Below are 21,320 nucleotides of genomic sequence, written 5' to 3'. Positions count from 1 at the left end.
CATGATCCACGTATCCACAGAGGAATAACAATGAAAAACCTCGTCGATCACCTCAGCCAGTACGCGGCCTACCACCGCGACACCCGCAATATCCTCACCCACTTCGTCGGCATTCCCCTGATCGTGATCGCGGTGGCCGTGCTGCTGTCACGCCCCGGCTGGACCAGTTGGTCCCTCGGCGGGATTTGGGTGTCGCCCGCTTTGCTGGTGAGTCTGGCCGCGACGTTTTTCTACCTGCGGCTGGATGCCTTCTTCGGCGTGCTGATGGGTGTTCTGCTTGCGCTGTGCCTGTGGCTCGGCGCCCATCTGGCGCAACAGACCACCATGGTCTGGCTCGGCGCAGGCGTCGGCTTGTTCGTGCTCGGTTGGGTGATTCAGTTTGTGGGCCATTATTACGAAGGCCGCAAGCCGGCGTTTGTCGACGACCTCACAGGCCTGATCATCGGCCCGCTATTTGTCGTCGCCGAAGCGGCTTTTTTGCTGGGAATGAGAAAGAAGTTGCTGCACGCCATCGAAGCGCGAGTGGGCAAGACGCATCGGCGGGACTTGAAAAAGGCTGCGGTTTAAAGCTCAGACCCACCGCCTTCGCGACCGTAGTAACCTCCGATTGCTCCTACAAGGGATTTGCGTCCGGCCCGGATTGTGAGTACCCACACGAACCTGTAGGAGCGTGGCTTGTCCCGCGATCGGCGACGCAGTCGTCGCAAACTGGATAATGCGGTGCATCAGGCAGAACGCATTATCAGGATTGCTGCCGGTCCCCGGCAGATCGCGGGACAAGCCACGCTCCTACAGGGGTACGCTTAGAGGTTGTCGACTTTCTGCCAGACCTTCGGTTTGAAGAACAACGTCTCGCCCCTCGCCAGTCCGGTCAGGCTGTCATGGTCCTTCACCACTTCGGCTTCGATCAGCTCGGGTTGCCCTTCGACCTTCAGCGTCACCCGCGTCGTGGCGCCCAACGGACGGATGTCCCGTACCTCCGCTGCGTGGTGCCCTTCCACTTCATGCCGTGACAACGACACCTCGTGCGGGCGGAACAGCACGTGGTTGTCATCGCCCAGGTGAAGGCGGTTCGAGTCACCCAGAAAGTGATAGACGAAATCGCTGGCCGGGTTCTCGTAGACGTCGCCAGGGGAGCCGATCTGTTCGATCACTCCCTTGTTCATCACCACAATGCGGTCCGCGACTTCCATCGCCTCTTCCTGGTCGTGGGTCACGAATACCGATGTCAGGTTGATGTCTTCGTGCAGCCGCGCCAGCCAGCGACGCAGTTCCTTGCGCACCTTGGCATCCAGCGCGCCGAACGGCTCGTCCAGCAGCAAAACCTTGGGCTCCACCGCCAGGGCACGGGCCAGGGCAATCCGCTGACGCTGACCGCCCGACAGTTGCTCCGGATAGCGATCCGACAGCCAGTCCAGCTGCACCATGTTTAGCAACTCATGCACTTTGACCGCGATCTGGCTTTCGTTCGGGCGCTGGTTCTTCGGCTTCATGCGCAGGCCGAAGGCGACATTGTCGAACACGGTCATGTGGCGAAACAGCGCGTAATGCTGGAACACAAAACCCACGTTGCGATCACGCACGTCGTGGCCGGAGACATCTTCGCCATGGAACACGATGCTGCCTTTATCCGGCGTTTCCAGCCCTGCAATGATGCGCAGCAGCGTGGTCTTGCCACAGCCGGACGGGCCCAACAGCGCCACGAGCTCGCCACTCTGGATATCCAGACTGATGCCGTCGAGGGCCTTGAAGGCGTTGAAATTCTTGCTGACGTTACGGACTTCGATCGACATGAATTATTCCTCCGCCGCGTTTTTGCGCAGACGGCTAATGCGCGCTTCGCTCCACTGCTTGAGCAGCAGGATGAACAGCGCAAGGATCAATAACAGGCTCGCCACGGCAAATGCAGCCACGTGGTTGTACTCGTTGTAGAGAATCTCGACATGCAGCGGCAGGGTGTTGGTCACGCCGCGAATGTGGCCCGAGACCACAGACACCGCACCGAACTCGCCCATGGCCCGCGCGGTACACAGCACCACGCCGTAGATCAGGCCCCACTTGATGTTGGGGACGGTCACGTGCCAGAACATCTGCCAGCCATTGGCACCGAGCAGGCGCGCGGCTTCCTCTTCCTGCGTGCCCTGCTCCTGCATCAGCGGGATCAGTTCGCGGGCCACGAACGGCACGGTCACGAAGATGGTCGCCAGTACGATGCCCGGCAGGGCGAAGACGATTTGGATGTCGTGCTCCTGCAGCCAGGGGCCGAACACGCCACGGGCGCCGAACATCAGCACGTAGATCAGACCGGCGATGACCGGCGAGACCGAGAACGGCAGGTCGATCAGGGTGACCAGAATCGCCTTGCCACGGAACGAGTATTTACTCACGCACCAGGCCGCGGCGACGCCGAAGACCACGTTGAGCGGCACCGAAATCAGCACCGCGAACACGGTGAGCTTGAGGGCCGACAGCGCATCGGGCTCCAGGATGGCCGCGAAGAATCCGCCGAGGCCGTTGCTCAAACCCTGGCCGATCACCACCACCAATGGCAGCAACAGGAAGAACGCAAAGACCAGCCAGCCAAGGCCGATCAGAATGCGCCGCGACACCGCGCTGCCACGACGGGCAGCGTTGGCGGAGGACGCAGCAATGAGCGATGAATCAGACATAGGTGCGCCTCCTCAGTTAGGGGTTTCGATGCGTCGCTGCAACAGATTGATCAGCAGCAACAGCACGAACGACACCAGCAGCATCATCACGCCAATTGCCGTGGCGCCGGTGTAGTCGTACTGGTCGAGCTTGACCATGATCAGCAACGGCAGGATTTCGGTCTTCATCGGCATGTTGCCGGCGATGAAAATCACCGAGCCGTACTCACCCACGCCCCGGGCGAAGGCCAGCGCAAAGCCGGTCAGCCAGGCAGGCAACAAGGCCGGCACGAGGATGTGACGGAAGACTTGCAGGGGTTTGGCGCCAAGGCACGCCGCCGCTTCTTCGACTTCCCGGGGGATGTCCGCCAGCACCGGCTGAACCGTGCGCACCACGAAGGGCAAGGTGACAAAGGTCAATGCCAGGGTGATGCCGAAGGGGCTGTAGGCGATCTTGATGCCCATGTCGGCGGCGAACTGGCCGATGAAACCGGTGGGTGTGTACAGCGCGGTCAGCGCGATACCGGCAACGGCGGTGGGCAATGCGAACGGCAGATCAATCATCGCATCGATGATCTTGCGACCGGGGAAGGTGTAACGCACCAGCACCCACGCCAGCAGCGTGCCGATGACGCCGTTGATGATCGCCGCGAAAAACGCGGTGCCGAAACTCAGCCTGAGCGCTGCGAGCACGCGAGGCGCGGTGACGATGTTCCAGAACTGAGCGGCGCTCAGCTGGGACGCGTGGATGAACATGACCGCAAGCGGTATCAGCACAATCAGGCTGAGGTACACCAATGTGTAACCCAGCGTCAGCCCGAAGCCGGGTATGACGGGGGATATGCGTCGCGACATAAAAGTCCTTGGTTTACACACGTTACCCGGAACAAGTCCGGGTCCTTTTATTCCGTGGAGCGCTGCGGTTACTGCGGAATGTAGATCTGATCGAACACACCGCCGTCATCGAAGAACTTGGGCTGGGCCGACTTCCAGCCGCCGAAATCTTTGTCGATGGTCAGCAGATTCAGTTTAGGAAACTGCTTCTCGTACTTGGCGGCCACTTCAGCGTCACGGGGACGATAGAAGTTTTTCGCCGCGATTTCCTGGCCTTCCTTGCTGTACAGGTGCTTGAGGTATTCGGTGGCGATTTCGGTGGTGCCGTGCTTCTCGGCGTTCTTCTCGACAACGGCCACGGGAGGCTCGGCCAGAATCGACAGCGAAGGTACGACGATGTCGAACTTGTCGGCGCCGCCGCCTTCTTTCAGCGCCAGGAACGCTTCGTTTTCCCACGCCAGCAACACATCACCCTGACCGTTGTTGACGAAAGTGATGGTCGAACCGCGCGCACCGGTGTCCAGCACAGGCACATGCTTGAACAGCTTGCCGATGTATTCCTTGGCCTTGGCTTCATCGCCGCCATTGGATTTGAGACCGTAGCCGTAAGCCGCCAGGAAATTCCAGCGAGCGCCGCCCGAGGTTTTCGGGTTTGGCGTGATGACCGACACGCCGTCCTTGATCAGGTCGGCCCAGTCATGGATGCCTTTCGGGTTGCCCTTGCGCACCAGAAACACAATGGTCGAGGTGTACGGGGTGCTGGCGTCCGGCAGTTTGGTCTGCCAATCCGCAGGGAGGGTCTTGCCCAGCTTGGCGATTTCGTCGATGTCGCCGGCGAGCGCCAGGGTCACCACGTCGGCAGGCGAGCCGTCGATCACCGAGCGGCCCTGCTTGCCGGAGCCACCATGGGACTGGTTGATCTTCACGGTGTCGCCCGGGTGGGATTTTTTCCAGTAGCTGATGAATTCGGCGTTGTAGTCCTGGTACAGCTCGCGCGTAGGGTCATACGACACGTTCAGCAGGGTGAAATCCTTGGCGACAGCAGAACCGGCAAACACCGCACTGGCGAGCGCGGCCAGCGCATAACGACGAATGGACATGAATCAAGCTCCTGGACGAATTTTCTTTTGTTGGCTTTTCGAGTTGCAGGTCGTGCAGTGTTCGTTATGCGGGAGCGTGGCTCAGCCCTGCTTGTTGCTCGGGTTCTGCAGACGGAATTTCTCTTTGCGCTCGATCTGCACCACCTGCGCGTTGTGCACCGTGATTTCAACCGCGCCAAAACGCAGGTCGCGCAGCGCGCTTTGAATTTCACGCAAAATGCTTGCTTCGTCCTGGCCGTCAACGCTACGTAGAGATGCGCTCATGTTCGTGCTCCTTGAAAGATTTGCCGCAGCGTGGGGGCGACCGCTGCTTGTGGCGTGAGCGCGATATTAGAGACGCAGAGATATTCTTAAAAAGACTATTTAAGAATGCAGATATAACCAAAAGGCATTTACGGGGGTGTGGTCAGCCAGCCGCTTCAAAAGCGGCGATGGGACCTGTAAGCGGTGGCCATGCTGCCGTCTTAAGCAGAGACAAAAACCGGCGCATGGTGCCAGTCGATCTGTTCCGCCGGCATGGGCCGCGCGAACCAGTAGCCCTGGCCCAGTTCGCAGTTGTGCTTCAGCAGGAAACCGGCCTGACTGGCCTGCTCGATGCCTTCTGCCAACACGCGCATACCCATCGCCCGTGCCAGGGCGATGATGGCGTTGACGATCGCGATGTCGTCATCGTCATCCGGCAAACCGGCGACAAAGCCCTGATCGATTTTCAGTTTCTGCACCGGCATGCGCTTGAGCCGCAGCAGTGACGAATAGCCCGTGCCGAAATCGTCGATGGACAGTTTCAGGCCCAGATCCCGTAGCCGGTGCATCTGCTCGATGGCTTGATCGGGGTCGTCCATGATCGCGCTTTCGGTGACCTCCAGCTCGAGAAACTGCGGCGCCAGTCCGGTTTCGTTCAGCACTTTGGCCACCCGCCGATCAAGATCACCACGGCCGAACAAACGGCTGGACACGTTCACCGCGACGAACGAGACATTCACGCCCTCCGCCAGCCACTGGTTCATCTGCCGACAGGCTTCGGTCAGCACCCAGTTATCGATGTCGGCAATCAGCCCGCTTTGCTCGGCGATGGGGATGAATTCACCCGGCGAGACCATGCCCCGTGCCGGGTGCTCCCAGCGCACCAGCGCTTCGACACCTTCGATGGCGCGGCTGTGAAGGTTGTGAATCGGCTGGTAAAACACCCGCAGCTCGTTTTCCTCGACAGCCTGTCGCAGCTCCGCCGCCAACTCGACACGACGCTGGGCGTGGGCGGTCAGTTCGGCGGTGTACATCGCGTAGCTTTCACGGCCCTGATGCTTGGCCTGTGACAGCGCGGCATCGGCGTTACGCAGCAACTGCTCGGCGGTCAGCGCATCGTGGGGGAAGATGCTGATGCCGACGCTGGCGGTCAGAAACAGCGATTGCCCGCTGACCAGAAAAGGCTCCCGCAGCCCTTCCAGAATGCTCTGCGCCAGTTCGGCGGACTGAACGACCTGCTGGGCGTTTTCGAGCAGAATCGCGAATTCGTCGCCGCCCAGCCGCGCCAGCGTGACGCCCTTCTCCAGATGGGTTTCGAGGCGCTCGGCGGCAGCTTTCAGCACCTCGTCCCCGGCGTTGTGGCCGAGGCTTTCATTGATGTGCTTGAAGTGATCGAGATCGACGAGCAGAAGTGCCAAGGTGCGCTTATTGCGGCGGGCGTGGGTATGCGCCTGCTCGGCACGGTCGGTGAACAGCAGGCGATTGGGCAGACCGGTCAGCGGATCGTAATGGGCCAGATGCGCCAGCTCGCGCTCGGAATGCTTGATCGAGGAAATGTCGGAAAACACCGCGACGAACTGAGTAATTGCACCATGCTCGTCCCGGATCGGACGGATGCTTTGCCACTGCGGGTAGATTTCGCCGCTTTTGCGCCGGTTCCAGATTTCGCCACTCCACTGCCCTGCGCTGTGAATGGTCTTGAACATGCGTTCGTAGAACTCAGGGCCATGGCGCCCTGATTTAAATTTGCTCGGCCGCAGACCCAGCACTTCATCCTGCTGATACCCGGTGATCTCGCTGAAGGCGCGGTTCACGTGCACGATCACACCCGTGGCATCGGTGACCAACACGCCTTCCAGCGTGGTGTCGAACACCGCCGCTGCCAGTCGCAGACGCTGCATGTCTTCATCCCGGCGCGCCAGTTCGGTGACGCCCATGAATCGGAGCAACCGCGAGCGGGCCAGATAGATCAGCACCGCGCTGAGGGCCAGCCACATATAACCGCCGGCCTGCTGCGCCCGGCCCAGTTGGGTCGGGTCGTCGATCAGCCGCGGCAGCACATGGTCCATGACCGCCGACCACCCAATCGATACAACCCCGTACAAAGTTGCGGTGCGTAGCGCATCCCGGGTAGTGCTCGACATAGATAGAAACAACCTTGCGAAAGATCGAAATTATAGAACAAGAAACATCTTGCGACGCTTATCTCAAAGAGCGGGTGGTTTTATCTGTGAGCTAAGTGATAATGCGCGCTTCTGTCTCAGGGTCTGCTCAGGCGGATCCGTATATTGCACGCGTTACAACCGAGGGCAACTCAGCCTATGTGGAACAACGGTCTGCTCGACCTTTCCGTCTGGCAATTGGTCGCAGTCACCCTGGCGATGACACACGTCACCATCGTCGGCGTCACGGTCTATCTCCATCGCTATTCAGCGCATCGCTCCTTGGAACTCAACGCAGGGCTCAAGCACTTTTTCCGTTTCTGGCTGTGGCTCACCACGGCGCAGAATACCCGCGAGTGGACGGCTATCCACCGCAAGCACCATGCCAAATGCGAAACCGTCGATGACCCGCACAGCCCGGTCATCAAGGGTCTGTCGACCGTATTGCGCAAAGGGGCCGAGCTGTACCGCGCCGAAGCGGAGAACCCGGAAACGCTGCGCATCTACGGCAAAAACTGCCCCGAGGACTGGATCGAGCGCAACCTGTATTCGCGCTATCCCCTGCTGGGCATCGCCATCATGGGCGTGATCGATCTGGCGCTGTTCGGCGTCATCGGCATCACGGTCTGGGCGATTCAGATGATGTGGATTCCGGTGTGGGCGGCGGGCGTGGTCAATGGCCTCGGCCATGCGGTCGGCTATCGCAACTTCGAATGCCGCGACGCCGCCACCAACCTGGTGCCCTGGGGCATTTTGATCGGCGGCGAAGAGCTGCATAACAACCACCACACCTACCCCAATTCGGCCAAGCTGTCGGTCAAGCGCTGGGAGTTCGACATGGGCTGGGCGTGGATCAAGGTGTTCAGCTGGTTGCGCCTGGCGAAGGTGCAGCGGGTCGCGCCGATCGCGCACCGCGTTGAAGGCAAGGGCCATCTGGACATGGACACGGCAATGGCCATCCTCAACAACCGTTTCCAGATCATGGCTCAGTACCGCAAGCTGGTGATCAAGCCTTTGGTGGCGCAGGAACTGGCGAAAGCCGACGCCTCCGTACGTCACCAGTTCCGCCGCGCCAAACGCCTGCTTTCCCGGGAGCCGAGCCTGCTTGAAGACAAGCATCAAGCGCGCATCCAGACCATGCTGGAGCACAGCCACGCTCTGAAAGTGATTTACGAAAAACGCCTGGCGCTGCAGCAGATCTGGGCGAAGACCAGCAGCAATGGTCACGACATGCTGGCGGCCATCAAGGACTGGGTGCACGAGGCGGAAGCCAGCGGTATTCAGTCGTTGCGTGAGTTCGCCGATCAGCTGAAAACCTACTCGCTGCGGCCTCAACACGCTTGATGCCGTTGATCGGTGACCATTCGTCCGAGTGGCACCGATCGGAACTTAGTGCCATTAGTCCTATCTCATTAACACCTTCGCACTATGCTGTGTGACATTTTGTGGCATGCGCCGCACCTTATTCTGAGATGCAGTGCTCATGGACAACCAGACTCCCCACGTTGAGACCCCCGCCGCAGCAGAAACCCTTCTGGCGCTGATGCATGCCCAGGCGGAAGTGGCGCGCCTCAGCGAGCGCGAGCAGCTGTTCAGCTCTCTGCTGGTCAGCGTCAACGCCGTGTTGTGGGCGTTCGACTGGCAGACGCAACGCATGATCTATGTCAGCCCTGCCTACGAGCGCATTTTCGGCCGATCCGCCGGTTTGTTGCTGGCGGACTACAGCGAGTGGCGCGACAGCATTTACCCCGACGACCTCGATTACGCCGAGCGCAGCCTGAGCGAAGTGCTCGAAAAAGGCTCCATCGAAGACCGCGAGTACCGCATCATCCGCGCCGACGGCCAGGTCCGCTGGCTCAGTGACAAATGCTTTGTCAGTCATCAGGCCGAGCACAGTCAGCGGCTGATTGTGGTCGGCATCGCCGAAGACATCACCGAGAAGAAGCACCTCGAAGACGAGCTGCAGCGTCTGGCCACCACCGATGTGCTCACCCAGAGCAGCAACCGCCGGCACTTCTTCGAGTGCGCCCAACGCGAGTTCGAGCAGGCGCGTCTGCAGGGCACGCCAATGGCGTTCCTGTTGCTGGACGTGGATGATTTCAAGCTGGTCAACGACACCTACGGCCACCAGGAAGGCGATCTGGTGCTGCAACGCATCGCCGAATGCGGGCGCAAGACGCTGCGTCGGGGTGATCTGTTCGGCCGAATTGGCGGGGAAGAGTTCGCCGCCGTGTTCCCGGGCTGTGCGCCGGAAATGGCCCAGCAGATTGCCGAGCGGTTGCAGCGTGAGATTCAGCGCCTGAGCTTTCAGTGCAATGACAAAACCTTCGGCATCACCGCCAGCCAGGGGCTGACCAACCTCGGCGATCAGGACCAGAGCCTCGAAGCGCTCTATGCACGCTCCGACGCTGCGATGTACCAGGCCAAGCGCCAGGGCAAAAATCAGATCGTGCTGGTGTAACCCTGCTTTTTTTGAATCAACCTCCCGGTCAAGCCACCGTCTTGCTGCGCACCCCTTCCAGATCTGACCTGCTGACCTTCAAGAGCCGCGCCGATTTGCTTTTCGCCAGCGCCTCGAGCGGGTCTTCGAGCCCAAGCAGGCCCATTTGCCCCGCCACATTCATCGCCAGGATTTCCCGGGTAAAAACCCCGGTGTTGTACTGATACACCGCCGCAATCAACTCACGCAGCTCCAGCGGTAGCCGCCAGCGCGTCCGTAATGCGGAGCCAAACGAGGCCGAATACTGCGCCAACGCGCGGCGAATCGTGGCCTCATCCAGCGAGCCGCCGGCGATCAGCCAATCCTGCAAACAGCGCAACACCGTCAGTTCGCCCAGGCCCCTGAGCAAACCGGCGCAGTAACAGCGCTCGTGATCGAGATCCAGCTTGCGCGCCAGCGTCCGCGCACAGTCGGCGGTGCGTTGCGAGACCTCCCAGATTTCGGTGGCGTGCAGCAACAACGTTGCATCCGTCAGCACCGCGCCGCGCTTGAGGGCCAGACCTTGCACCAGATTGACGCTCTGGGTGGCGCCCAGCACGGCGAGCGCCTGCCCCAGGGTCTGCACCGGTTTGCCCTGATGATGGGAAGCGCTGTTAGCGGCGGCAATCAACATCGCGGTGACATGGGGGTCGAGGGTCAGCGCCTGTTCAAGCAACGTCAGATCCACACCCGACGCCCCGCGACTGCTCGCCACCGCCGCCCTCACGTCAACGAACAGCGGCCCGCCATCGGCCACTTCACGGCGCTTCTCCAGAAACGCATCCAGCCCGACACCCGGCGCCAGCGCAGGCACTGCACAGGCAACCTGCGCGCCGTCCTGCAACAGCAGCGTTTCCAGCCTTTGACGCAGGCCTTCCATGTTCAGGGGTTTGGTGAGGTAGGCGGTGGGCGCCAGTTGCACGGCCTCGCGGACACTGACGCTGTCGCTGCGACTGCTCAGCAGAATGAAACGAACCGGCGGCTGACGACGCAACTGCCGCAGCCCGCGCAGCAGGCTCAGGCCATCGACGCCCGGCAACTCGCGGGAAGCGATCACCAGGTCGGGGATATACCCGCTCATCCGCTCAATGGCTTCCCGGCCGTTCGAACAGATGTCCAGCTGCGCGTCGCAACGCACGTCGAGGACCAATTCGTTGAGCATCTCCCGGGCCCAGGGGTCCGATTCAGCGATCAACACGCGGGGAACGGCTAGCGCCTCTACTACGGTCATCATGACTCTCCGGCATCAGTCTCTTCACCATAGTCAAAGACTGCGCAGGGAGACAGACTGAGACGGAATTTTCCGGCGTCCATAAACGAAAAAACCTGCCGAAGCAGGTTTTTTCTGATGAAGCGGTCACACGTTGATCAAGCGTGCCCGCGGCGCATCGGCATGAAGTCAGGCGATTTCAGCGAAGCATTCTTCGATGATCTTCAGGCCTTTGTCCAACTGCTCGTCCGGCGAGGTCAGCGGGACCAGCACGCGCAGGACGTTGCCATAGGTGCCGCAGGACAGCAGGATCAGCCCTTTGTCACGGGCCTTGGCGATCACTTGCGCGACGGCAGCAGCGTTCGGCTTGTGGGTGTCGCCGTTCTCGAAGCACTCGACGGCGATCATGGCGCCCAGCGCGCGGACTTCACCGATGACCGGGTACTTGGCCTGGATGGCGCGCAGGCCAGTGACCAGACGCTCGCCAACGGCCTTGCAACGATCAAGCAAATGCTCTTCTTCGAACACTTCCATGACCGCCAACGCCGCAGCGCACGCGATCGGGCTACCGGCGTACGTGCCGCCCAGACCGCCCGGGGCGATGGCGTCCATGTATTCAGCCTTGCCGCACACGCCGGCCAGCGGGAAACCACCGGCGATGGATTTGGCGAAGGTGGTCAGGTCGGCGCTTACGCCCATCTGCTCCATGGCGAAGAAAGTGCCGGTACGGCCAGCGCCGGTCTGCACTTCGTCAGCGATCAGCAGAATGCCGTGTTTGTCGCACAGTTCGCGCAGACGCGCCATGAACGCCTTCGGCGCCACGTAGAACCCGCCCTCACCCTGCACCGGCTCGATGATAATCGCGGCGATGTCTTTAGGCTCGGCGTCGTTCTTGAAGATGCGCTCGATGCTGGCGATCGAGTCGTCAACGCTGACACCGTGCAGCTCGTTCGGGTAGATGGCGCGGAAGATACCGCCCGGCATCAGGCCCATGCCGGCCGAGTACGGCACGACTTTACCGGTCAGACCCAGGGTCATCATGGTGCGGCCGTGGTACGCGCCGGTGAAGGCGATGACGCCCGCACGGCCTGTCGCGGCGCGGGCGATCTTGACGGCGTTTTCAACCGCTTCGGAACCGGTGGTGACCAACAGGGTTTTCTTGGCGAAATCGCCAGGGACCTTGGCGTTGACCTTCTCGCACAGTTCGACGTAAGGCTCGTACGCCAGCACCTGGAAGCAGGTGTGGGTCAGCTTGGTCAGTTGCTCTTGCACGGCGGCAACGATCTTCGGGTGCAGGTGACCGGTGTTCAGTACAGCAATACCGCCGGCGAAGTCGATGAACTCATTGCCTTCAACGTCGGTGACGGTGGCGTTCTTCGCGGATTCAGCGAAGATCGGGTGAATTTGACCAACGCCGCGTGGGACAGCAGCTTCGCGGCGTTTCATCAGGGATGCGTTAGTTTTGCTCATCATTTCCTCATTCGCCGCTCATCGGGCGGCGCGGTTCAAGGATCAAGCAGCGGGGGTCAACAGCGACAGCATACGATGATCGACTGTCGCGGCCTCCCGGCCACCCATAGGTTGGTGCCACTGAAACCTGCGAAACGGCGCTCTCGCGTCCCGCAGGTTGTCGAACAGTTACTTCACTCTGCCACTCAGCGGGTTCAGATGCTGAGGCAGAGGTATTTGATTTCCAGATAATCTTCGATGCCGTACTTGGAGCCTTCGCGACCAAGACCGGACGCCTTGATGCCGCCGAATGGCGCGACTTCGTTGGAGATCAGGCCGGTGTTGATGCCCACCATGCCGTACTCCAGGGCTTCAGCCACACGGAACACGCGGCTCAGGTTCTGCGCATAGAAATACGACGCCAGCCCGAACTCGGTGTCGTTGGCCATGGCGATCACTTCGGCTTCGTCTTTGAAGCGGAACAGCGGGGCCAGCGGACCGAAGGTTTCTTCCTTGGCCACGGCTGCGTTTTTCGGCACGTTGACCAGGATAGTCGGTTCGAAGAAGTTGCCTTCCAGGCTGTTGCCGCCGCTCAGCACTTTCGCGCCTTTGCTCAACGCATCAGCGATGTGCTCCTTGACCTTGGCCACGGCTTTTTCATCGATCAGAGGACCGGTGGTGGTGCCGTCGGCCAGGCCATCACCCACTTTCAGCTTGGCAACGGCAACCTGCAGCTTCTCGGCGAAAGCGTCGTAGACCGCGTCCTGCACGTAGATACGGTTGGCGCACACGCAGGTCTGACCGTTGTTGCGGTACTTGGAGATGATCGCGCCTTCAACGGCCTTATCCAGGTCAGCGTCGTCGAACACGATGAACGGCGCGTTGCCGCCCAGTTCCAGCGACACCTTCTTGATGTCGTGGGCGCATTCAGCCATTAACTGGCGGCCGATCTCGGTCGAGCCGGTGAACGACAGCTTGCGCACGATCGGGTTGCTGGTCAGCTCGCTGCCAATATCGCCGGCGCTGCCAGTCACCACACTGAACACGCCCGCCGGGATGCCCGCGCGCTCGGCCAGTTCAGCCAGTGCCAGTGCGGAGTAAGGGGTTTGCGAAGCGGGCTTGAGCACCATGGTGCAGCCTGCCGCCAGCGCCGGGCCGGCCTTGCGTGTGATCATCGCGGCCGGGAAGTTCCACGGCGTGATCGCTGCAGTAACGCCGATCGGCTGCTTGAGGACGATCAGGCGCTTGTCCGGCTGATGGCCCGGAATCACGTCGCCGTAGATGCGCTTGGCTTCTTCGGAAAACCACTCGATAAAGGAAGCGGCGTAGGTGATTTCGCCTTTGGCTTCGGCCAGCGGCTTGCCCTGCTCCAGGGTCATCAGGCGACCGAGGTCGTCCTGGTTTTCAATCATCAGCTCGAACCAGCGACGCAGCTTGGCGCCACGCTCTTTGGCGGTCAGGGCACGCCAGGCCGGCAGCGCCTTGTCAGCGGCTTCGATGGCGCGGCGGGTTTCAGCAGCGCCCATCTTCGGCACGGTACCGAGAATCTCGTTGGTCGACGGGTTGTTGACCTTGATGGTCTGGCCACTGTCGGCATCAGCCCAGGCGCCATTGATGTACGCCTGCTGGCGGAACAACTTCGAGTCTTTGAGCTGCATTGCGGCCTCCTGAACAGCACCGCGCGCGGCGGAGCGAATGGTTGTGTGCGGGCGCCTCCACCGAGGCCGCCGCCGGATAAGACTGTCGCCGGCCCTGATTGGAGAATAGAAGAAAGGCCGGGCGGGGCGTTTGAAATCTCAAACGAATCCTAGGGACAACAGGGGTAAAGGACAATAGTGCGTTCGAAAAAAAGAACGGGTTGAGCTTCGGATGGGGATGGATATGGGTCAGCGTAGCCGGGAGGATGCGTATGGGGTTGTCATGCGGGGGTGGCTTTGCTGCCTGGCCTGGTCTCACTAAATTGTTAACAGCGGGTCATCGGCATGGACGCGTGCAGGCCAGATGAGTATTATGGCGCCCGCGTTGCACCTGTAGCTCAGCTGGATAGAGTACTGCCCTCCGAAGGCAGGGGTCATGGGTTCGAATCCCGTCAGGTGCACCATCTTCTTCTGCCCTTGCATCGCAACGGGTCAGCGTTACTGCCAGATACCTGCTCAGGGCCTGAGAGTCGTTTTTGCGGCGATGGCGCAAACGACAGTGCGCAAAGCGCACCCTTCAAAAGCTAACCAGCCCAGCAGAAACCTCTCAAAATCAAGTCTGACGCCCAAGCCTTGTCACCCGCGATCAAAATCAATTGAGGCATCTTCGTCTGTTGGTCGGGCCTGGCCGCACTCCCTTTCATCAACTCATTGACCGACGACTGCAAGGCACGTCCTCGAAGTAGAACATCGAGCTGTCTGCGCAATGACACCCCGATGCTCCAAGACGTGAGTAAGCGTTTGAAGGGCAAATAATTGGCTAGCTATGTTCTCCGAGCTTAGACGACAAACTTGCTAACCAACCCCTGCAAATGCACACCCAAACGCGCCAGCTCAACGCTCGAAGCTGCTGTCTGCTCACTCGCTGAGGCAGTCTGTTCGGAGATGTCCCTCACACTGAGGACACTGCGGTTAATTTCTTCGGCCACCGCGCTTTGCTCTTCAGCAGAGGCGGCGATTTGCTGGTTCATCGATTCGATGGTTGAAATCGAGCGACTGATGTTTCCAATCGAAGCGCCCGCATCACGCGCCAGCTCGACGCTGTTATCAGTCAGAAGGCGGCTGTTTTCCAGCGTGGTCGCAACCTGTGCGGTTCGGCTGTGCAGACCACCAATCAATGTCGCAATTTCTTCGGTCGACGCTTGTGTGCGCTGCGCCAGGCTTCTCACCTCATCCGCAACAACCGCAAAACCTCGGCCGGCTTCGCCAGCACGCGCGGCTTCGATGGCGGCATTGAGTGCCAGCAAGTTGGTTTGCTCGGCAACGGCCTTGATCACGTCGAGCACGCCGCCGATTTTGTTGCTCTCTTGCTTGAGCTCATCCATCGCGGTTTTCGAATAGCCGACTTCTGTGGCGAGTTTTTCGATCTGGAGCACTGCCTTGGCGACAACTGCATCACCATCGCGGGCTTCTTTGGAGGCGCTGACCGCCGCATCCGACGCCTGCTCTGCGTTCCTCGCCACTTCCTGAACCGTGGCGGCCATTTGGTTCATGGCTGTTGCGACTTGGTCGGTTTCGGTTCGCTGACTATTGACCCCTGCGCTGGTCTGCTCGGTGACTGCGGACAACTGTTCGGCAGCGCTCGCAATCTGAGTGACGCTATCACGCAGGCCACCAATCAACTGCCGCAGGTTGGTGGTCATTCTGTGCATGCTGGCTTGCAGCAGGCCCAGCTCGTCTCGCCTTTGCGTTATTTCGCTGTAGGTCAGATCGCCGTTGGCGACTCGATCAGCCAACTGCAGTGCTTCGCGAAGCGGCCCCACGATCAGGCGGGTGATGACCCATGCAGCCAGTGCGCTGATGATGAGCGCAATGCTGAGCCATATGATCAACATCTTATTGGCTTGGCCCACATCCTCAATACGCAGCGAAACCTGGTTCTGCGCCAACTGATCGGCGGAAGCCAGCAGGACTTCGATGTTTTTGGTAATACCTGCCTGGCCCTGGTTAATGGCGGCCTGTGCTTCCGAAAACTGGGCAATGGCAGCCTGGTATTTATTCAGTGAAGCCTGAAAGCCTTTGATGGCATCGGGTTGAAATCCAGCGGCTTGCAGGGATTGGGCGTTGCTTACGGCCGCAGCGATTGAAGCGTTCGCCAGCTGCTGCGCGTCAGGCTTTAGCGTGAAGGTGTACCCACGCACATCAAAGCGCATTTTCTGAAAAAGCGTCAGCGCTTGTCCGATTGCATCTCGCTGTGCGGCAGTGCCCTCGGGCGAATTGGAGAGCGTGTCCAAGCGTAGCAGCACCTCCAATGCCTCATCGGCGGCGCTGCCAGACACGGCTCGGCTCGCTTCGCGCGTATGGGTCGCATTGATGATGTCGTTGTAAAAGCCCTTGTAGACCGTCATCGCGGCGGTCGCGGTTTTTACATGGGGAATATTGAGCTCGGAGTCGAGTATTTCGCGCAAATACGCCAAATGACTGTCGAGGTTGTCATAGGCTTTTAGCCAGGTGGCAGCGTTGGCGTCGTCAGAATTCTGGCCGTAGACCAGCCGGGCGATGCGCATGTCCCGCGTCAGCGTTGTGAGTTTCGCGATGTCAGACACGCGCTCACTTCGCTCGCTGAGTGAGGAGATGCCTGTCCACCCCGTGAGGGCGATAAGGACAGTGAATATGATCACCAGGGTGAAGCCGAGTACGAGCTTCGACCTGACGGTCATGTTGATTAATATGTTCTTTAGCATGGCGCCCTCTGAAGTTTTAGGTATTCACATAGGAGAGGGCCACTCCATGCCATTCCTACAGCCTTAAACTTCGGCCTGCCGCAAAAAAACTTTAGGAAAAAATCGTCCTTTCATACACTATCGGCGCAATAGGTTACTTGCTTCGCGGTATCTATTCCGGACGAAAAGTTCAAATTATTTTGCTTGTTTTTTTGTTGTCCGATGGAAGGTCGCCTGAGTCAGAGGCTGGAGATCAATTGCGGTTTAGAGGTCACGGCTGCTGCTTACTACGACCCCGCCCCCCAAGGATTAGGCCATTCAGGGCTGAATAGTTGGCCATAGCGCTATCGATGGATGGGAACAGTTTCAGCCCACTACTAAAGACAGTTGTTCTTTTTATTCAGCGCGGATAATGCCACCCCGCTGGCAACTTTGCACTTCGATATTGGGTGCCGTCATCGTGAAAGATTCAGTGCTTGCGCTGATTACCGCTAATTGACCGCCACTTAAAGTTCTTTACCGTTCAGAACCATTGTTTGGTGAACCGATAGAAACCAAACACTCATTCCAGCAGACCGACGGCTTGAACCAACTTCAGCCCCCACTCCACTCGTTCGGGAATGGCTTGAATCAGCTGCTCCCGGTCTCCGCCCAGCAGCGCTCTGAGCTGATGGGGCGCGAACACCACGTCGATGAATTGAAGGGCCAGCGCATCAGGATCCGAGGGTTGGTCCGGGCCCGCCATGATGGCGGAACGCACTCTGGTGAATCCACCTTCCCACCCGATTCGATTCACTTCGGCCGCCAGCAGCGGGGCCCGACTGGAAGTGGCTATCACCAGGCGCATCATGGCCAGGGTATCGGGTTGCAGCGCATGTTCGAGGATGCCATGGCCCACATGCCTCAGGCGGCATTGGAGCGGGAGCGCGGGAATCGCCTCGGCGGGCACCAGCAAAGTCGCTACGTGGCGCCGCACCACGGCTTCGAACAACGCCTCTTTATTGGCATAGCGCGCATAGAGAGTGGCTTTGCTGGCGCCTGCCGCCCGGGCGATGTCTTCGCATGAAGTGCCCTCGACGCCTTTGGCCAGAAAGCGCTGCAGCGCAGCATCCAGCAATCGACGCTCGGCCTCGCCCGCCTGGCTTTGCCTGGGCCTGCCGCCTTTGGATTTGGTCGTGATCAACGTCATGGCCGGCAACTTACCGACCTCTTGTTTGCGCGTCAACTAAACGGTAACGTTTAGTTAAATCGGCGCAGGCAGCCGGCGCTCTTCACCCCCTTCACACCGACCAGGAAGGCTCTTTGTGGATCACACTACTGCTTTACCGATTGTGGTTGCTGGCGCATCAGGAGACTTGGGCCAACGCCTGGTCCGGGCGCTGGTTGAGCGCGGCGCCCATGTCATCGCACTGGTTCGACCAGGCACTGAACAAACCCGGTTGACTGGTCTACCCAGCAGCGGCGTCACCGTCACGCCCGTTTCTCTGGACGACGCTCAGGGCCTGCGCGGTGCCATTGCCGGCGCGGGTTGCGTCGTGTCCACGCTCAACGGCCTGGAGGAGGTGATCATCAAACAGCAAAGCAGGCTGTTGGAGGCCGCTGTCGCTGCTGGGGTACCCAGGTTCATTCCCTCGGATTATTCGCTCGACTACACCCATACCCGCCCTGGCGACAACCGCAACCTGGACCTTCGCCGGCGCTTCGCCACCCAGCTCGATTCAGCCAACATCGCCGTTACCTCAATCCTCAACGGTGGGTTTCTGGAACTGCTCGAAGGCGACGCGCCTATCGTGCTTCCCGGCCGCCGAGTGCTGCATTTCGGCGATGCGCAACAGCTACTGGACTTCACTGCCAAGGACGACGTAGCCGCCTTTACCGCCGATGCCGCGCTTGATCACAACACGCCGCGTTTCCTGCGCATTGCCGGCAACAGTGTGTCGCCTGCGCAGATTGCCAACATCCTGACCGAGCTGACCGGGCAGCATTACCGCACCCTGCGCCCCGGGAATATCGGCACGCTGTCCGCCCTTATCTCCGTGGTGCGCGCGCTTACGCCTGCCAGTGAAAAGCCCTTCCCCGCCTGGCAAGGCATGCAATACCTGCGAGACATGATGAGTGGGCGCGGCAAGCTGCTCAATCTGGACAACGATCGCTATGGCCAACGTGAATGGGCATCCGTCCATGACACATTGGCCCGTACCCATGTGCAAGGGACCAACCCATGACCCACCCTGTCGAGTCCTTTCCCCTTCATATCCCCCAGACACAACTCGACGATCTGGCCCAGCGCCTGGCGCAAACCCGCTGGCCTGACCCAGAAACAGTCTCCGACAACAGCCAAGGGCCCAGGCTTGAGCGTATTCGCGCGCTGGTCGAGCGCTGGCGTAACGGCTATGACTGGCGCGCCACCGAAACCCAACTCAACCAGTGGAACAGCAGCCGGACCGAGATCGACGGCCTTGGCATTCACTTTCTTCACATACGCTCGCCTCACCCTGACGCCCTGCCCTTGCTGATGACCCACGGCTGGCCAGGCTCCATTCTGGAGTTCAGGGCGATGGTTGGCCCCCTCACCGACCCGACCGTTCATGGCGGCGCGGCGAGCGACGCGTTTCATCTGGTGATCCCGGCGCTTCCGGGTTTTGGTTTCAGTGATAAGCCACGTTCGCCGGGTTGGGGCGTGGGTAAAACCGCTGCGGCCTGGGCGCAATTGATGGACCGCTTGGGATATGGCCAGCGCTGGGCCGCCCAGGGTGGGGATTGGGGGGCGGCCGTGACCAGCGCACTTGGGCACATGCGTCCGCCTGGTCTGATTGGCATTCACCTGAACATGGTCATGTACCAACCCACTGAAGAGGAGATCGCGCAGGCCACTCCTGAAGAGCAGCGCATGTTGGCCGATGCGCAACGCTATGAGCGGGAGCTGTCCGGTTACATGAAGGTGCACAGCACCCGGCCGCAGTCGATAGGCTTCGCCCTGTCGGATTCGCCCGTTGGCTTAGCGGCGTGGGTTTACGCGCTGTTTCAGGACGCTTCCGACAGCGGCGGAGAGCCCGAGCGGGTCATGAGCTCGACGCGCTGATCGACGACATCATGCTGTATTGGCTGCCTAATGCGGGACCCAGCTCGGTCCGTTTCTACTGGGAAGGGATGCGCGCAATGCAGCAGCAAGGCCCTGCACGCGCTGTGCCCATCCCAGCTGGGGTGAGCATGTTCCCGGGCGAGCTACTTCGCCTGTCCCGGCGCTGGGCAGAGGCGCGTTTCGACGACTTGCGGTTCTTCGCTGAGGCCGAGCACGGCGGCCACTTCGCTGCCATGGAAAACCCGGCGACGCTCACCGAGCATGTGCGTGAAACCTTCCGTCTGCTGCGTTGAGAGCTTCGCTTTTGGGATTGAGCGGCGGTCGCGGACTGCCGGCATCTGGATGCAACGTATGTAATAGACGAGCCTTCGCCATGGCGTTGCGCGCAAGCAATGCCGGCCGCTGCAGCATGAGTCAGAGATTCAGGCTTCGCCCGACATTGGCCTGATCTGGTCAGCGCATTCGACATGTAGTAAACGTGTCGGATGCTCTGGCTCGCTGATTGCAGCCCGTCACGATTTCTACGGCGGCGGGTGGATCGGGGAACATTGAGCGCTGAGGGAGCTCACACCTCTTGCCTTTGAACCGTCCTGTTGGTGACCCCCTCTATGGAACACGTACTCCCGGAAGCCTGGCTGAACGCACTGCCGTTGCCCTGGCTCAACACCTTGGTGGCCGCCGCCTTCGCGATTTGCATCGCACTGTTGGGACGCTGGATCGCATTGGTGTTGCTCCGTCGCGTCGCCAAGTCCTTCGTCTTCGCCCAGCAGCTCATTCACCGCGCCGAACCGCCGACCTTGTGGCTGATCCCGCTGCTGGCCCTGCAAACCGTGTGGACGTCTGCGCCTGATGATCTGATGTTGATCAAGGGTGTTCGGCATTTGAACGGCATGCTGGTGGTGGCCGGGTTCACCTGGCTGGCGTTGAGTTGCGTGAAAGCCATTGGCGAAGCGGTCGCGATCCGAAACCCGCTGGACATCGAGGACAACCTGCAAGCCCGCCGGATTCAGACGCAAGTGCGGGTGCTGGTGCGCTGCCTGAATGTGCTGGTGTTGTTGTTCGGTACCGGGCTGATTCTGATGAGCTTCCCGCCGGTGCGTCAGATCGGCACCAGTCTGCTGGCGTCGGCAGGGCTTGCGGGATTGGCCGCCGGTTTCGCCGCCAAGCCGGTGCTGGGTAACTTGATCGCGGGTTTGCAAATCGCGATATCCCAGCCGATTCGCCTGGATGACGTGGTGATCGTTGAGGGCGAGTGGGGTCGCATTGAAGAGATTAGCGGCACGTACGTGGTGCTGAAGATCTGGGATGAGCGGCGGATGGTGATTCCGTTGCAGTACTTCATCGAGAAGCCCTTCCAGAACTGGACGCGCAGCACGTCGAGCCTGATTGGCTCGGTGTTTCTGTGGGTGGATTACGCGTTGCCACTGGAGGAGCTGCGCGAAGAAGCGGAGCGCATCTGCAAGGAAATTCCGCACCTCTGGGATGGCCGCGTCTGCGTATTGCAGGTCACGGACACCACCGACAAAGCGATGCAGTTGCGGGTGTTGTTGAGTTCGGCGGATTCATCGCGCAGTTGGGATGCGCGATGCCACATGCGCGAGCGGCTGATCAGTTTCGTCGCACGGCAATACCCGCAGTGCCTGCCTCAGCTGCGTGCGGAGATGTCGTCGCGCACTGTTCAGCCGGAGCGCGAAGGCCACGAAGCGCCCACGGAAATCGCGCGTCAGCCGCCAGTCTGAAGACAGGTCAAAGC

General features: G+C 60.3%; 16 protein-coding genes, 1 tRNA gene and 1 pseudogene. 7 read left to right on the top strand and 11 right to left on the bottom strand.

Annotation, left to right across the window (positions count from 1 at the left end; genetic code table 11):
* Positions 1-30 precede the first annotated feature (30 nt).
* Positions 31-567, top strand: a complete 537-nt coding sequence (locus QWI18_RS23640) for a DUF962 domain-containing protein (protein WP_065990986.1) — start codon at positions 31-33, stop codon at positions 565-567.
* A gap of 236 nt (positions 568-803) precedes the next feature.
* Here the strand turns inward: QWI18_RS23640 and QWI18_RS23635 are convergent, their stop codons facing one another.
* The 6 genes from QWI18_RS23635 to dibA form a co-directional block, all read right to left on the bottom strand.
* Entirely contained in the window at positions 804-1,793 is a 990-nt protein-coding gene (locus tag QWI18_RS23635) for a sulfate/molybdate ABC transporter ATP-binding protein (RefSeq protein ID WP_065990983.1), read from the bottom strand.
* Positions 1,794-1,796: 3 nt separating this feature from the next.
* Entirely contained in the window at positions 1,797-2,669 is an 873-nt protein-coding gene (cysW, locus tag QWI18_RS23630; protein WP_065990981.1) for a sulfate ABC transporter permease subunit CysW, read from the bottom strand.
* Positions 2,670-2,681: 12 nt separating this feature from the next.
* On the bottom strand, positions 2,682-3,503 hold the full coding sequence (gene cysT / locus QWI18_RS23625) for a sulfate ABC transporter permease subunit CysT (RefSeq protein ID WP_065990979.1): 822 nt from the start codon (positions 3,501-3,503) through the stop codon (positions 2,682-2,684).
* A gap of 68 nt (positions 3,504-3,571) precedes the next feature.
* A complete protein-coding gene (locus tag QWI18_RS23620; protein WP_065990978.1) occupies positions 3,572-4,582 on the bottom strand; it encodes a sulfate ABC transporter substrate-binding protein in 1,011 nt (336 codons plus the stop codon).
* An 81-nt stretch (positions 4,583-4,663) separates the two neighbouring features.
* Complete coding sequence (oscA, locus tag QWI18_RS23615) at positions 4,664-4,846, bottom strand: sulfur starvation response protein OscA (protein ID WP_065990977.1); 183 nt, start codon at positions 4,844-4,846, stop codon at positions 4,664-4,666.
* Positions 4,847-5,046: 200 nt separating this feature from the next.
* Positions 5,047-6,969, bottom strand: a complete 1,923-nt coding sequence (gene dibA, locus QWI18_RS23610; protein ID WP_369320006.1) for a phosphodiesterase DibA — start codon at positions 6,967-6,969, stop codon at positions 5,047-5,049.
* A gap of 177 nt (positions 6,970-7,146) precedes the next feature.
* On the opposite strand from dibA, the gene desA reads away from it, so the two are divergent.
* Together desA and QWI18_RS23600 are read left to right on the top strand one after the other, a co-directional pair.
* Positions 7,147-8,331, top strand: coding sequence for a delta-9 fatty acid desaturase DesA (gene desA / locus QWI18_RS23605; protein ID WP_192135862.1), 1,185 nt, complete (start codon positions 7,147-7,149; stop codon positions 8,329-8,331).
* 139 nt (positions 8,332-8,470) lie between these two features.
* The gene (locus QWI18_RS23600) at positions 8,471-9,448 is read left to right on the top strand and encodes a sensor domain-containing diguanylate cyclase (RefSeq protein WP_065990974.1); all 978 of its coding nucleotides are present in this window, start codon (positions 8,471-8,473) and stop codon (positions 9,446-9,448) included.
* 28 nt (positions 9,449-9,476) lie between these two features.
* Here QWI18_RS23600 and QWI18_RS23595 read toward each other — a convergent pair whose 3' ends face one another.
* From QWI18_RS23595 to gabD, 3 genes are all read right to left on the bottom strand, one after another.
* Positions 9,477-10,700: an HDOD domain-containing protein gene (locus tag QWI18_RS23595; protein WP_369320005.1), complete on the bottom strand. Its 1,224-nt coding sequence runs from the start codon at positions 10,698-10,700 to the stop codon at positions 9,477-9,479.
* 165 nt (positions 10,701-10,865) lie between these two features.
* Positions 10,866-12,146 carry a 4-aminobutyrate--2-oxoglutarate transaminase gene (gene gabT / locus QWI18_RS23590; RefSeq protein ID WP_192135860.1) on the bottom strand — a complete coding sequence of 427 codons (1,281 nt, stop codon included), beginning with the start codon at positions 12,144-12,146 and terminating at the stop codon, positions 10,866-10,868.
* 194 nt (positions 12,147-12,340) lie between these two features.
* Entirely contained in the window at positions 12,341-13,783 is a 1,443-nt protein-coding gene (gene gabD / locus QWI18_RS23585; RefSeq protein WP_065990969.1) for an NADP-dependent succinate-semialdehyde dehydrogenase, read from the bottom strand.
* A gap of 366 nt (positions 13,784-14,149) precedes the next feature.
* Between gabD and QWI18_RS23580 the strand changes: the two genes are divergently transcribed.
* A tRNA-Arg gene (locus QWI18_RS23580) sits at positions 14,150-14,226 on the top strand.
* Between the two features lie 375 nt (positions 14,227-14,601).
* On the opposite strand, the gene QWI18_RS23575 is transcribed toward QWI18_RS23580, so the two are convergent.
* Positions 14,602-16,506: a methyl-accepting chemotaxis protein gene (locus QWI18_RS23575; RefSeq protein ID WP_369320004.1), complete on the bottom strand. Its 1,905-nt coding sequence runs from the start codon at positions 16,504-16,506 to the stop codon at positions 14,602-14,604.
* Positions 16,507-17,047: 541 nt separating this feature from the next.
* Positions 17,048-17,674, bottom strand: a complete 627-nt coding sequence (locus tag QWI18_RS23570) for a TetR/AcrR family transcriptional regulator (protein WP_369320003.1) — start codon at positions 17,672-17,674, stop codon at positions 17,048-17,050.
* A gap of 115 nt (positions 17,675-17,789) precedes the next feature.
* Here QWI18_RS23570 and QWI18_RS23565 point away from each other — a divergent pair, with 115 nt between their 5' ends.
* The 3 genes and pseudogenes from QWI18_RS23565 (at position 17,790) to QWI18_RS23555 (ending at position 21,306) form a co-directional block, all read left to right on the top strand.
* Complete coding sequence (locus QWI18_RS23565; protein ID WP_369320002.1) at positions 17,790-18,710, top strand: NmrA family NAD(P)-binding protein; 921 nt, start codon at positions 17,790-17,792, stop codon at positions 18,708-18,710.
* Positions 18,707-19,860, top strand: a pseudogene (locus QWI18_RS23560) (epoxide hydrolase family protein). Before QWI18_RS23565 ends, QWI18_RS23560 begins: the two are co-directional and overlap by 4 nt.
* A 315-nt stretch (positions 19,861-20,175) precedes the next feature.
* Positions 20,176-21,306, top strand: coding sequence for a mechanosensitive ion channel family protein (locus tag QWI18_RS23555; protein WP_065990932.1), 1,131 nt, complete (start codon positions 20,176-20,178; stop codon positions 21,304-21,306).
* Positions 21,307-21,320 lie beyond the last annotated feature (14 nt).

This window comes from Pseudomonas sp. W2Oct36 (genome assembly GCF_041060465.1).
In the GTDB taxonomy this organism is placed as follows: domain Bacteria; phylum Pseudomonadota; class Gammaproteobacteria; order Pseudomonadales; family Pseudomonadaceae; genus Aquipseudomonas; species Aquipseudomonas graminis_B.
The sequence above is the reverse complement of the archived record's forward strand: the minus strand, read 5'-3'. Positions and strand labels throughout refer to the sequence as shown.